The following is a 12645-nucleotide window of genomic DNA, read 5'->3' as shown; positions in this document are numbered from 1 at the left end:
TTAGTATCACGTCCATGGTCCGGCCCCCGCTGCCCGAAGAGGTGCGCGCCCGCGGGCGCCGCCTCGGCGAACTCCTGCGCACCGCCCGCGCCGAGCGCACGATCCCCCAGGTCTCCGCCCTGTCGGGGGTCCCCGCGGAGACGCTGCGCAAGATCGAGGCAGGCCGCATCCCCACCCCGGCGTTCTTCACCGTCGTCGCGCTCGCCGAGGCCCTCGACCTGCCGCTCGGCGAGGTCGTCGCGCGCTGCGCTCCCCCGGCGGTCCCCGCCGACGACCCCGTGAAGGGAGTGGCGTGAGGCTGCTGGAGGACCGCGCCGCCCGCGAGGCCGTGGCGACCGACCGCTCCGGTCACCGCCCCGACACCCTGCCCGACGCGGTCGTGCGGGCCAGGAACGTCGACGACGTCGTCGAGACCCTGCGCTGGGCCAGCGCGCACCGCACGCCCGTCGTGACCCGCGGCGCCGGGTCCGGCCTGGCCGCCGGCTCCAGCGCGCACGCCGGGCAGGTCGTCCTCGACGTCTCGGGGATGGACCGGATCGTCGAGATCCGGCCCGACGACCAGGTCGCGGTCGTCGAACCCGGTGTGCTGACCGCCGACCTCGACGCCGCCGCCGGTGAGCACGGCCTGTTCTACGCCCCCGACCCCGCCAGCGCCGCGATCTCCTCGATCGGCGGGAACATCGCCACGAACGCGGGCGGCCTGCGGTGCGCGAAGTACGGCGTGACCCGCGACGCGGTCCTCGGGCTCGACCTCGTGCTCGCCGACGGCCGTCGCGTCGCCACCGGGCGCCAGACGGTCAAGGGCGTCGCCGGGTACGACCTCACGAGCCTGGTCGTCGGCTCGGAGGGGACGCTGGCCGTCGTGGTAGGGGCGACGCTGCGGCTGCGCCCGAAACCCCTGGAGACCGCCACGCTCGCCGCGCACTTCGACGACGTCGTCGCCGCGGCCGCGGCCGCCGCCGCGATCACCTCGGCCCGGCTGCAGCCCTCGGTCCTCGAGCTCGTCGACGCCGTGACCCTGGAGGCCGTCGACGCGGCGCGGGGTTCGTCGTTGCGCTCCCTCGGCGCGGCGGCGCTGGTCGTGCAGTGCGACGGCCGCGGGGCGCTCGCCGAGATCGAGGCCGTCGGGCAGGTCGTGGCGCCGTTCGCGACGACCTGGCGGGCGACGACGGACCCGGTGGAGGCCGAGGAGCTGCTGGCCGCCCGCCGCGCCGGGCTGCCCGCGCTGGAGGCGACGGGGGACGTGTTCATCGAGGACGTCGCCGTCCCGCGCTCGAAGCTGGCCGAGGCCGTCGCGGGGATCCAGGCGATCTCGGCGCGCACGGGGGTGCGGATCGCGACCATCGCGCACGCCGGGGACGGCAACCTGCACCCCATCGTCGTCGTCGAGCGCGGTGCGACCGTGACCGAGGGGCCGCCGTGGGAGGCCGCGTGCGCGGTGTTCGACCTCGCGCTGCGCCTCGGCGGGACGCTGACCGGCGAGCACGGCGTGGGGTTGCTGAAGCGGACGTGGTTGCGGGCCGAGCTCGGCGAGGACTCCCTGGACCTGCAGCACCGGATCAAGGCGGTGTTCGACCCGCTGGGGATCCTCAACCCGGGCAAGGGGATCTGAGCCCCGTTCAGCCCCCGGACGAGGAGGGGCCGGGCACGGCCACCGCGGCGAGGACCAGGTCGAGCAGCCGGTCCTGCTGCTCGGCGGAACGGGTCTCGGAGGGGACGAACACCCCGAGCATGAGCGCGGTGACGTCGTCGGGGTCGACGTCACCGCGCAGCGTGCCCGCGGCGGCCCCGGCGCTCAGGAACGTCCCGAGCACCGCCGTGACCCGCTCCCGGGTGGCGGGGGTGGCGATGCGCCCCGAGGCCCAGCCGGCCCGCAGGGTCTGCAGCATCCCGCGCTTGGTGGCGACGAACTCGGTGTAGCGCTGCAGCCAGGCGCGCAGCGCGCGGTCGGGGGGCAGTTCGGCCAGGAGCGCGGGGGCGGCCTCGACGACGGCGTCGAGCTCGGCGGCGTAGACGGCCTCGGCGAGGTCCTCGCGCGTGGGGAAGTGCCGGTACAGCGTGCCGATGCCGACGCCGGCGGCGCGGGCGACCGCTTCGAGGACGACGGGCTCGCCGCTGGTGAAGGCGTCGCGGGCGGCGGCGAGCAGCAGCGCGCGGTTGCGGGCGACGTCGGCGCGGGGGCGTCGGGCGGCAGACAAAGTGGAGGTTCCTCCGTTTCAGGCGTAGGCTGGTCTCAGCGGAGGCTCCTCCGCTTCACTCATCGTCCCACGCCGGGAGTCCCGATGCCCCTCACCACCGCCCCCCTCGCCGGCCGCACCGTCCACCGGGTCGGCTACGGCGCCCTGCAGCTGCCCCGCCTCGCCGGCGACCGCGACGGCGCGCTCGCCCTGCTGCGCCGCGCGTTCGACCTCGGGGTCGACCACGTCGACACCGCCGAGTTCTACGGCGACGGCCTCGCCAACGCCCTCGTCCGCGACGCGCTGCGCCCCGGCGACGACGTCCTGGTCGCGACCAAGGTCGGCGCCGAACCCGCTCCCGACGGCGAGCACCGGCTGCGCCTGGCCCAGCGCCCCGAGCAGCTGCGCGCGAGCGTCGAGGCCAACCTGCGCAGCCTGGGCACCGACCGCCTCGACCTGGTGAACCTGCGCCGCGCCGAGGTCGGGCCCGGGCTCATCGCCACCGGCGACCAGGTCGTCGACCTCGACGACCAGCTCGCCGTCCTCACCGACCTGCGGGACGCCGGGAAGGTCGCGGCCATCGGCCTGAGCACCGTGACCCCCGCCGACCTGCGCCGCGCCCTGCCCGCAGGGATCGCCTGCGTGCAGAACGCCTACAGCCTGCTCGACCGCGACGGCGAGGACCTGCTCGACCTCTGCCGCGCCGAGGACGTCGCCTGGGTCCCCTACTTCCCCCTCGGCGGCGCCTTCCCCGGCACGCCCAAGGTCGTCGACGCACCCGCCGTCCGCACCGCGGCGCAGGCCCTGTGCGTCAGCCCCGCACAGGTCGGCCTGGCCTGGCTGCTGGCGCACGCCCCCACCACCCACCTCATCCCCGGCACCGCCGACGTCGCGCACCTCGAGGCGAACCTGGCCGCCGCCGCGGTCGAACTGGACGCGGCGACGCTGGCCACCCTCGACGCCCTCGCGCCACCCCTCGCCCCGCCGTCCGGTGCGACCCTCGACCCCGAGCCCGCCGCAGGACGAGAGTGAGGCCCGTGGAGACCAACGCTCTGCTCGTCGTCATCGTGGGGCTCGTCGCCCTCGCCCCGGCGCTGTCCCGCACGGTGCGACTGCCCCCGCCGACCGTCCTGTTCCTGCTCGGCTGCCTGCTCGCCGTCGTCCCCGCCTCCGGCGAGGTCGTCGTCGAACCCGACCTCGTGCTGCTCGTCCTGCTGCCGGTGATCCTGCACTGGGAGGCCTACACGACGTCGGTGCAGCACGCCTGGCGCTACCGCCGGGCGATCTTCCTGGCCGCGGTGCCGCTGGTCATCGCGACCGCCGCGGTCATCGCCGTCATCGGCCACGCGCTGGGGCTGCCGTGGGCGACGGCCTGGGTGCTGGGCGCGGTCCTGGCCCCCACCGACGCCTCGGCCGTCGCCGCCTACGGCCGGGCCCTGCCCCCGCGGATCATGACGATGCTGCGCGGGGAGAGCCTGGTCAACGACGGGACCGCGCTGGTGCTGCTGGCCATCGCCGTCGCGGCCGCGGCCGGCGAACGCGTCACGGCCCTGTCGGCCGTCGGGGACCTGGCCTGGTCGTACGCCGGCGGCATCGCCGTCGGGGTCGTCGTGGCGTGGCTGGCGCTCATCGTGCTGCGCCGGGTCCAGGACCCGCTCGTGCTCGGCGCGGTCTCGGTCGTCGAGCCCTTCGCGGCGTCGGTGCTGGCCGAGGCCGTCCACGCCTCGGGGGTCGTGGCCGTCGTCGTGTGCGCGCTGGGGGTCAGCCGCCAGACCCGGCGGCTGGTCGGCGCGCGCGGCCGGCTGCAGGTCGGGGCCTTCTGGGAGATCACGACCTGGCTCGTCAACGGCGGGTTGTTCGTGCTCGTGGGCCTGGAGGCCCGGGCGCTGTTCACCGAGGCCGGCGGGGGCTCGGAGGCGCTGCGCCTGGTCGGCGAGGGAGTCCTGCTGGCGCTGGTGACGCTCGGGACGCGCCTGCTGTGGATGCTCGTGACCCCGCACGTCGTGCGCGCCCTGGACCGGCGGCCCGCGCAACGGGCCCTGCGGGTCGGCTGGCGCACGCGGGTCGTCTCGTCGTGGTCGGGGATGCGCGGGGCGATCTCCCTGGCGGCGGCGCTGTCCATCCCGTTGTCGGTCAGCGGCCGCGAGGACGTGCTGGTCCTGACGTTCGTCGTCATCGGGTTCACCCTGCTCGTGCAGGGCGCGACGCTGCCCGCCGTGATCCGCTGGGCGCGCATCCCCGCCCTGGACGCGGCCGAGGAGGAGAACGCCTTCGAACGTGCCTACGCCCGGTTGAGCGAGGTCGCGAACTCCGGCCTGGACGGCGCCGCCGTGCGGCTGGGGGTCGCCGCCGAGACGGTGCAGGCGCTGCGCGACCACGTCACCGACGGCACCCCGGTCGCCGCGCACCACGATCCCGGGAGCATCCGGGCGTTGCGGCTGGAGCTGCTCGTGCTCAAGCGGCAGGCGCTGGCGGACCTGGTGGCGCAGGGCCTGCTGGAGGACTCCCAGATGTGGCGGCTGCAGGAGCGGTTCGACCGCACCGAGATGCAGCTGCTGGCCGAGGACGAGGCTCCGGTCGTGCGCGACGGCGGCCGCTACCTGCACGCGCCGCAGCGCCGGGAGGAGCCGGCCGTGGATTGACCCGGACAACTTTGCATGCTCATGCAGGGGTGTGCATACTGTTCCGCATGTCCAAGGTGCTCACCTCCCTGCCCGCCGGCGAACGCGTCGGCATCGCCTTCTCCGGCGGCCTCGACACCTCCGTCGCCGTCGCCTGGATGCGCGAGAAGGGCGCGGTGCCGTGCACCTACACCGCGGACATCGGCCAGTACGACGAACCGGACATCGACTCCGTCCCGGGCCGCGCGTCGGCCTACGGCGCCGAGCTCGCGCGGCTCGTCGACTGCCGCTCCGCGCTCGTCGAGGAGGGCCTGGCCGCCCTGACCTGCGGCGCGTTCCACATCCGCTCCGGCGGGCGCAGCTACTTCAACACCACGCCCCTGGGCCGCGCCGTCACCGGCACCCTGCTGGTGCGCGCCATGCTCGAGGACGACGTGCAGATCTGGGGCGACGGGTCGACCTACAAGGGCAACGACATCGAGCGGTTCTACCGCTACGGCCTGCTCGCCAACCCCGCGCTGCGCATCTACAAGCCGTGGCTGGACGCCGAGTTCGTCACCGAGCTCGGCGGGCGCACCGAGATGTCGGAGTGGCTGCAGGCGCGCGACCTGCCCTACCGGGCGAGCACCGAGAAGGCCTACTCGACCGACGCGAACATCTGGGGCGCCACCCACGAGGCCAAGCGCCTGGAGCACCTCGACGTCGGCGTCGAACTCGTCGAACCCATCATGGGCGTGCGGTTCTGGGACCCCGCCGTCGAGATCGCCCCCGAGGACGTGACGGTCGGCTTCGAGCAGGGCCGGCCCGTCTCGATCAACGGCCGGACCTTCGAGAACGCCGTCGACCTCGTCCTGGAGGCCAACGCCGTCGGCGGCCGGCACGGCCTGGGCATGTCCGACCAGATCGAGAACCGCATCATCGAGGCCAAGTCCCGCGGCATCTACGAGGCCCCCGGCATGGCGCTGCTGCACGCCGCCTACGAACGCCTCGTCAACGCCATCCACAACGAGGACACCGTCGCCAGCTACCACAACGAGGGCCGGCGCCTGGGCCGGCTCATGTACGAGGGCCGCTGGCTGGACCCGCAGTCGCTCATGCTGCGCGAGTCCCTGCAGCGCTGGGTCGGCAACGCCGTCACCGGCACCGTCACCCTGCGCCTGCGCCGCGGGGAGGACTACTCGATCCTCGACACGCAGGGCCCGGCGTTCAGCTACCACCCGGACAAGCTGTCGATGGAACGCACCGAGGACTCCGCCTTCGGCCCCGTCGACCGCATCGGCCAGCTGACCATGCGCAACCTCGACATCGCCGACTCGCGCGCCAAGCTGGAGCAGTACGCCGGTCTGGGCATGGTCGGCAGTTCCCAGGTCAGCCTCATCGGCGCCCTGGAATCCGGTGGGGCCGAGGCGATCGCCTCGCGCGGCGAGAGCAGCCAGGACGAACTGCTCGACGCCGCGGCCATGGAGTCCGGCACCGACTGACCCTGCTCGACGCAGCAGGACGACGGCCCGGCGGGGGTTCCCGCCGGGCCGTCGTCGTACCGGCCGGATCAGTACGGGCAGTTGCTGCGGTACTCGCTGATGGCGGTGCTCACCGACGGGGCCGGGCACAGGAACTGGCTGTACCGGGTGTCGTCGTCCACGAACCGCTTGAGCCAGGAGATGCTGTACGAGGCGATGGTGGTGTTCGGCGAGTTCGGGGCGAAGTGGCTCGCGCCGCGCAGTTCCAGGTACGCCTTGTCCGTCGTCGAGGGCAGCGACTGGTAGAACGGCTCGGAGTGCGACGTCACCGGCGCGACGGTGTCGTCCTGCGCGCCGACGACGAGCGTCGGGGTCGTGATCTCCGGCCACGTCTTGTCGAGGTTCCACGGGGTCAGACCGATCGCCGCCCGCAGGGACGGCCGGTCCTTGGCGGCCTCCAGGGTTCCGCCGCCACCCATCGAGTGGCCCACCACCGCGACGCGGCGCGCGTCGACCCGGCTGCGGACGGTGCTGCTGCCGGTGAGGTAGTCGGCCGCTGCGAGCAGTTCGTCGCCGCGGGTGGCGGGCTGGTCGTAGCGGCTCAGGGTGTCGATGGTGAACACCACGAAACCCTGCGACGCCAGCCGCGGCCCCAGCCAGGCGATGCTGGACTGGGTGGCCGTGTAGCCGGGGGCGATGACGACCCCGCCGAACGTGCCGGCCGTCGTGGAGGTCGGGTAGTAGATCGTGCCGCCGCCGAAACCCCGCACCGAGAAGCCGGAGACGGTGGTCTGCGCCGTGGCGAACGAGCCGCGGGTGGCCTGGACGCTGGCCGTCGTGGGCGCCGGGCCGCGCTCGTAGGGGTTGGCGGCCTGCGCGGGCTGGGCGGCGAGCAGCGGCAGGGTCAGGGCGAACGTGGTCGCGGCCAGCGAGGCGCGCAGGCGGCGGGTCCCGCGGCGCGGGGTGCGGTCACTGGTGGGGGTGGAGCGCGGCATCGGGGTTCCTCTCTCGGGGACCGACGGGGGTGCGGGCCCGCGCGGACGAGCGGTCGGGGCCGCGACGTCGTGACCCCGAGCACCTCCGCCGGGCGGGCCGGGCTCACGCTAACTTTGCCTCACCACGTGGTCAAGCAATTCCGGCGCGCCGCCCGGCGACCCCGCCGCGACTACCCTTCCCCCGTGCCAGCCCCCGCCGACGCCGTCCCCCCGCGCGAGGACGGCCGCCGGCTGCGCTACCGGCACCGCCGCGAGGAGCTGCTGCAGGCGGCCACCGAGCACGTCGTCGCCGAGGGGCTGGCCCAGGCCTCGCTGCGCCGCGTCGCCGAGGGCGTCGGGGTGAGCCACGCCGCCCTGCTGCACCACTTCGGCACCCGCGAGGACCTGCTCGCCGAGATCGTCGAGCGCGTCCTGACCCGCGCCTTCAGCGCCCCCGGCCTGCACGAAGGCGACCCCGACGGCCCGCTGCGGGCGCTGTGGCGCCACGCCACCGCCGAACCGGGCCGGCGCCACGTCCGGCTGTTCCTGGCCGTCACCGGTCAGGCGCTCTACGACGAGGGACTGGCCGCGACGGTGAGCCGGTCGGTGCGCGAGCGCACCGACCTGATCGCCGCCGGGTTCGCCGCCGCGGGCGCCGACCCCGCCACGGCCCGCTCGCTCGGCACCCTCGTCCTGTCGACCATGCGCGGGCTGCTGCTGGACCGCCTCGTCACCGGCGACACCGACCGCGTCGACGCCGCGTTCGAGCTGTTCGTGCGCGGCCTGGAGACGGCGTACCCGCGCCGCTCCTGACGACCCCGGAACCGCGCGTCCCCCCGGACGGGCCGGTGCCGGCCGTCCGGGGGGACGCGGGTGGGACGCGGGTGCTCAGCGGATGGAGCGGTCCGCCTCCCCGAGGCGGGCCGCCAGCTCCTCGCGGGTGCGCCGCCGCGGCTCGGCGGGGTCCCCGCTCTCGGTGTAGACCCCGGCGTAGGCGGGCTGGTCGCGCTGGAAGCGCCAGCTGTCGGCCAGGCCGCCGGTGTCGAAGGTGTCGTAGCCGATCGCGTCGAGGAACCCGGTGACCGTGCGCTTCGCCTCCTCGTCGTCCCCGGCGATCGTCAGGGTCGTGCGGTCCGGGGCCCCCGCGGGACGCTGCAGCTCCCCGAGGTTCTGCGCGAAGATGTTGTTGAACGCCTTGACGACGCGCGCGCCGGCGAAGTGGCGCTGCACGAACCCGCTGGTGGTCAGCTCGTGGCTGTCCAGGACGGCGATGTCGCCGTCGCGCTCGGGGTAGTAGTTGCAGGTGTCGACGACGACCTTGCCGTCCAGCAGCCCGGCGGGCAGGTCCGGGACGCGACCCAGCGGGATCGTCACCACCACGAGGTCGCCCGCCGCGGCGGCTTCGGCGGTCGTCGCCGCACGGGCCTTGGGACCCAGCTCGCCCACGAGCCCGGCCAGCGATTCCGGGCCGCGGGAGTTGGCGATGACGACGTCGTGACCGGCGTCCACGGCCAGGCGGGCGACGACGCTGCCGATGTTTCCGCTGCCGATGATTCCGATGATGCTCATGCCTGCTGCAAGGCACCCGGCGCGGAGGGCATTCCGGTACCCGAGCGGGACGGACCCGCTCAGGCCACCCGGGCGGGCTCGGCGTCGCAGATCCGCACGAGCTCGGCGAACGTCGTCGGGAAGACCGTGTGCGGGGTCCCGGCCGCGGCCCACACGACGTCGTGGCGCAGCAGGTCGACGTCGATGAGGGTCCGCAGCCGACGGGGGTGCCCGACCGGGGACACGCCCCCGATGGGCTGGCCCGTGGCGGCGCGCACGGCCGGGGCCTTGGGCCGGGTGAGGTCGCCGGCGCCGAGGGCGGCCGCGGTGGCGGCGACGTCGACGCGGTGCCCGCCGCTGGTCAGCACCAGCACCGGTTCGCCGTCGGCGAGGAACACGAGGCTGTTGGCGACGGCCCCGACGGGGCAGCCGAGGACGGCGGCGGCCTGGGCGGCGGTGCGGGCCGAGTTCGTCAGCTCGACGACCTCGCCCCGCACCCCGGCCTCGCGCAACGCCTGGGCGACGACGACTGCGTTGCGGTGCACCGGGACTCCTCGGGTCGGGCGGGTGGCCGTCAGCCGCCGTCGTGGTCCCGACCGGTCGGGGAGGCGGTGAGGAGCCCGCTGCGCAACCCGATCGAGACCGCTTCGGCGCGAGACGATGCCCCGAGCTTGGCGAAGATCCGCGAGACGTGCACGCTGGCGGTCTTCTCGGCCATGAACAGCGCCTCCCCCACCTGCTTGTTGGTGCGCCCGGCGGCCACCAGGTCGAGCACCTGCAGCTCCCGGGAGGTCAGCGGACCGCGGCCCGGGGTGGACCGCGCCCGCACCCGTCGGGCCAGGTCCTCCAGGGCCGCGGCCAGGGGGACGGCCCGCAGCCGCGACGCCGTCCGGCGGGCCTCGTCGAGCAGGAGCACCGCCTCCTCGCGCAGCCCGGCCGCGAAGCTCGCCTCGGCCAGCCGCCACCGGGCGCGGGCCAGGTCGTGGACGTCGCCGTAGGAGAACTCCTCCACGACCTCGCGCCACGCGGCGACCTGGTCGGCGGCGGGTGCGCGGCGCCACCGCGCGGCCTCGGCCCGCAGCGTCGCCGCCCACGCCCGCCCCTCGGGGCCCAGGGTCCCCGCGCGGGGCTGGCCGGTCCGCACCAGGTCGGCGACCCGCTCCTCGACCCGCCGCACGAGGGCCTCGTCGTCGGGGCCGTCGGACCCGGCGTCGGCCAGGGCCCCGACGGCCAGGGCCCCCAGCCGGATCCCGAGGAGGTGCTTGGGGTGCTCGTTGCCCTCGTAGCTGAACAGCGCGCCGACCAGGACGTCGGCCGCGGCGGCCGGTTCTCCCTTCCAGCGCAACGCCTCCGCGTGGGCCGCGGCGGCCGGCAGGCCGTCCTCGACGTCGTCGAACCACTCGGGCTGCAGGACGGCGTCGGCCTCCTCGAAGGCCCCGCGGGCCGCGAGCACCTCGGCGACGACGACGCCGACCGCGGAGGCGACCAGGGGCGGGGCCTGCGGTCCGACGGCCCGGGCCTGGGCCAGGGCCCGGTCGAAGTCCCCCGTGACGAAGCTCGTCGTGACCTGCAGGGCGATCAGCTGCAGGCCGTACGGCGACCAGGACAGCCCCACCTGCGCGGCCCACGCGCACGACGCGTCGAGGACCTCGCGGGCGCCGGCGAGGTCACCGCGGTCGTAGCGGTCGGCGGCGAGGTTGTACCGGGCCCGCAGGGCCGTCCCGAGGTGGCCGCCGGCCTCGGCCGCGGCGGCGGCGCGGGCGAAGAGGGCGTCGGCGTCGGCGAGCCGGCCGTCGAGGTTGTCCAGACCCGCCAGGGTGATGAGCACGTCCGCCTCGCCCCCGGCGAAGTCCCGGTCCCCGATCGCCTCCAGCGCGCGGTGGGCCTCGGCGCGGGCCTCGGCGAAGCGGTCCAGGCCCAGGTAGCAGCGGGCGGCCACGGCCGTCGCCCAGAACACCGCCGACCAGGCGTCCGGGTCGTCCGCGCCGGCGTCCTGGGCGCGCCGGGCGTGCTCGATGGCCTCCTGCGCGCGGTCGCAGGCCCACAGCGCCGAGGCGCACTGCGCGTGGACCTCCGCCGCGACGGCCGGGCTCGCGGTGGGCGGCAGCAGCGTCACGGCGTCCAGCGCGATGAGCGCCGAGCGCGCGGGCTCCCCCGCCGCGGAGGCCAGCAGCGAGGCCCGCAGGGTCAGGGCCAGCAGCGTCGTGCCGGTGCGCTCGGCGGCGTCGGGCACCGCGCCCCACAGGGGCAGGACCTCCTCGAGGTGGCGCCAGGCCTGCACGGGGGCCCGCAGCCGTCCGGCCTCCTCGGCCGCGGCGATCCCCGCCTCCAGGGCGCGGGGCAGGTCGTTGCTCTGCCGGGCGTGGTGCGCGAGCTGCGCGGCCGACGCCCGGCCACCGGCGGCGATGGCGTCGGCGTAGGCGGCGTGCAGCCGCACGCGCTCGCCCGGCAGCAGGTCGCCGTAGACGGCCTCGTGCAGCAGGGCGTGCCGGAACGCGTAGCCCTCCTCGCCGTCGGGTTCGAGGACGCGCAGGGCGATGGCGTCGCGCACGCGCCGTTCGAGGTCCTCCGCGGGCAGGCCGGCGACCGCGCTCAGGAGGTCGTGCCGCACGCGGCGCCCCCCGACGGCGGCGGTGCGCACGAGCTCGGAGACCGGGCCGGGCAGGGCCTCGAGCCGGGCGAGCACGACGTCGGCCAGCCCGCTGGGCAGCCGCCCGCCCGTGCCGGCCCCGGCCAGCAGGAGCTCGGCGCAGTAGTAGGCGTTGCCCTCGGCGCGGGCGTGGATGCGGCGCACCACGGCGGACGGCACCTCCCCGCCGGCGAGGTCGCGCAGGAACTGGGCGGTCTCCTCCGTCGTGAACGGGTCGAGCACGACGCGCCGGACGCCGGGCAGGCGCCCGAGCTCGGCCAGCACGGGCCGCAACGGGTGCCGGCGGTGCAGGTCGTCGGTGCGGACGGTCGCCACGACGAGCAGCCGCTCGGAGCGCAGCCGGCGCAGCAGGAACGTCAGCAGGTCCCGGCTGGCCCCGTCGGCCCAGTGCAGGTCCTCGACGACGAGCAGGACGGGGCGTTCGCGGGCGGCCCCGGTCAGCGCGTTGGCGACCGCGTCGAAGAGCTGCACCTGGGACACGTCGGCGGCGGTCTCGCCCGGCGCCGCCCAGAACGACGGGGAGCGCCCCTGCTCGCGCAGCGGTTCGAGGGCCTCGACGAACGGCAGGTACGGCAGCGTCTCCCCGCCGGCCGAGGCGCAGTGCCCGAGCAGGACGGTGTCACCGGCCTCGCGGGCGTGGGCGGCCAGTTCGGCGACGAGCCGCGACTTGCCCACCCCGGCGTCGGCCTCGACGAGGACGCCCACCGAGGTGCCGGCGCGCGCCGTGGCGAGCGCGGCCTCGAGGGCGTCGAGCTCGACCGCGCGACCCACCAGGGCCGGGGGCGGCCCGGGGACGGCGGGAGGCAGGACGGGCACGTGCGCCATCGTGGCACCGGGGACCGACAGCACGCCGACCGATCGCCGGGCGCTCGCCGTCCGGGCCCTCAGCGGCCGACCGCGATCTCCTTGCGCAGCAGCCGGTTCCGGGGCCACCAGCGTGCTCGCCCGGTGCGCCGGGCCCGGCGGGCGGCGCGCAGTTCGCGGACCAGCCGGTCCCGTTCGGCGGCGGCCACGGCCTCCTCGACGCGCAGGGCGAGGCCCTCGTGCAGTTCCCAGTCCATCCCGTAGGTGTTCACGGGACCGACCCTGCGGCTGAGGCCCCGGCCCGGACGTCGGCAGATCACGTCGTCCCGGCGGGCGGCGGGCGCCTTAGTTACCTACAGTTCGTAAGGTGCGACCCAACGTGAAGACGCGTGGACCGGGGCGGTGGACTTC

At 75.7% G+C, this 12645-nt stretch carries 12 protein-coding genes; 6 read left to right on the top strand and 6 right to left on the bottom strand.

Features of this window, described 5'->3' with window-relative positions:
* Positions 1–14 precede the first annotated feature (14 nt).
* Positions 15–296, top strand: a complete 282-nt coding sequence (locus tag CLV37_RS16610) for a helix-turn-helix domain-containing protein (protein WP_106212391.1) — start codon at positions 15–17, stop codon at positions 294–296.
* The gene (locus CLV37_RS16605) at positions 293–1612 is read left to right on the top strand and encodes an FAD-binding oxidoreductase (RefSeq protein ID WP_106212389.1); all 1320 of its coding nucleotides are present in this window, start codon (positions 293–295) and stop codon (positions 1610–1612) included. Before CLV37_RS16610 ends, CLV37_RS16605 begins: the two co-directional genes overlap by 4 nt.
* 7 nt (positions 1613–1619) lie before the next feature.
* Here the strand turns inward: CLV37_RS16605 and CLV37_RS16600 are convergent, their stop codons facing one another.
* Positions 1620–2198, bottom strand: coding sequence for a TetR/AcrR family transcriptional regulator (locus CLV37_RS16600; RefSeq protein ID WP_106212387.1), 579 nt, complete (start codon positions 2196–2198; stop codon positions 1620–1622).
* Positions 2199–2282: 84 nt separating this feature from the next.
* Between CLV37_RS16600 and CLV37_RS16595 the strand changes: the two genes are divergently transcribed.
* The 3 genes from CLV37_RS16595 to argG are packed head-to-tail and all read left to right on the top strand — an operon-like array spanning position 2283 to position 6279.
* Complete coding sequence (locus tag CLV37_RS16595; protein WP_106212385.1) at positions 2283–3209, top strand: aldo/keto reductase; 927 nt, start codon at positions 2283–2285, stop codon at positions 3207–3209.
* Positions 3210–3214: 5 nt separating this feature from the next.
* Positions 3215–4819, top strand: coding sequence for a Na+/H+ antiporter (locus tag CLV37_RS16590; RefSeq protein WP_106212382.1), 1605 nt, complete (start codon positions 3215–3217; stop codon positions 4817–4819).
* Positions 4820–4866: 47 nt separating this feature from the next.
* The gene (gene argG, locus CLV37_RS16585; RefSeq protein WP_106212379.1) at positions 4867–6279 is read left to right on the top strand and encodes an argininosuccinate synthase; all 1413 of its coding nucleotides are present in this window, start codon (positions 4867–4869) and stop codon (positions 6277–6279) included.
* 68 nt (positions 6280–6347) lie between these two features.
* On the opposite strand, the gene CLV37_RS16580 is transcribed toward argG, so the two are convergent.
* Entirely contained in the window at positions 6348–7253 is a 906-nt protein-coding gene (locus CLV37_RS16580) for a dienelactone hydrolase family protein (protein ID WP_106212377.1), read from the bottom strand.
* A gap of 183 nt (positions 7254–7436) precedes the next feature.
* Between CLV37_RS16580 and CLV37_RS16575 the strand changes: the two genes are divergently transcribed.
* The gene (locus CLV37_RS16575) at positions 7437–8045 is read left to right on the top strand and encodes a TetR/AcrR family transcriptional regulator (protein ID WP_170127312.1); all 609 of its coding nucleotides are present in this window, start codon (positions 7437–7439) and stop codon (positions 8043–8045) included.
* A 75-nt stretch (positions 8046–8120) separates the two neighbouring features.
* Here CLV37_RS16575 and CLV37_RS16570 read toward each other — a convergent pair whose 3' ends face one another.
* The 4 genes from CLV37_RS16570 to CLV37_RS16555 all read right to left on the bottom strand — a co-directional run bounded on the left by CLV37_RS16570 (position 8121) and on the right by CLV37_RS16555 (position 12506).
* Positions 8121–8801 (bottom strand): NADPH-dependent F420 reductase, encoded by a 681-nt coding sequence (locus CLV37_RS16570; protein WP_106212375.1) that lies wholly within the window; start codon positions 8799–8801, stop codon positions 8121–8123.
* A 59-nt stretch (positions 8802–8860) separates the two neighbouring features.
* Entirely contained in the window at positions 8861–9325 is a 465-nt protein-coding gene (locus CLV37_RS16565; RefSeq protein WP_106212373.1) for a YbaK/EbsC family protein, read from the bottom strand.
* A gap of 29 nt (positions 9326–9354) precedes the next feature.
* A complete protein-coding gene (locus CLV37_RS16560; protein WP_170127311.1) occupies positions 9355–12246 on the bottom strand; it encodes a helix-turn-helix transcriptional regulator in 2892 nt (963 codons plus the stop codon).
* A gap of 68 nt (positions 12247–12314) precedes the next feature.
* Entirely contained in the window at positions 12315–12506 is a 192-nt protein-coding gene (locus CLV37_RS16555; RefSeq protein WP_106212369.1) for a hypothetical protein, read from the bottom strand.
* Positions 12507–12645: the final 139 nt, after the last annotated feature.

It is taken from the genome of Kineococcus rhizosphaerae (assembly GCF_003002055.1).
GTDB lineage: Bacteria > Actinomycetota > Actinomycetes > Actinomycetales > Kineococcaceae > Kineococcus > Kineococcus rhizosphaerae.
Note: the sequence above shows the minus strand (reverse complement) of the source record. Positions and strands in the feature narration are given on the sequence as shown.

Bases quoted from the DNA above. Each gene is read 5' to 3' on its own strand.
- CLV37_RS16610 (WP_106212391.1), top strand. From the start codon at position 15: ATGGTCCGGCCCCCGCTGCCCGAAGAGGTGCGCGCCCGCGGGCGCCGC.
- CLV37_RS16595 (WP_106212385.1), top strand. From the start codon at position 2,283: ATGCCCCTCACCACCGCCCCCCTCGCCGGCCGCACCGTCCACCGGGTC.
- argG (WP_106212379.1), top strand. From the start codon at position 4,867: ATGTCCAAGGTGCTCACCTCCCTGCCCGCCGGCGAACGCGTCGGCATC.
- CLV37_RS16580 (WP_106212377.1), bottom strand. From the start codon at position 7,253: ATGCCGCGCTCCACCCCCACCAGTGACCGCACCCCGCGCCGCGGGACC.
- CLV37_RS16570 (WP_106212375.1), bottom strand. From the start codon at position 8,801: ATGAGCATCATCGGAATCATCGGCAGCGGAAACATCGGCAGCGTCGTC.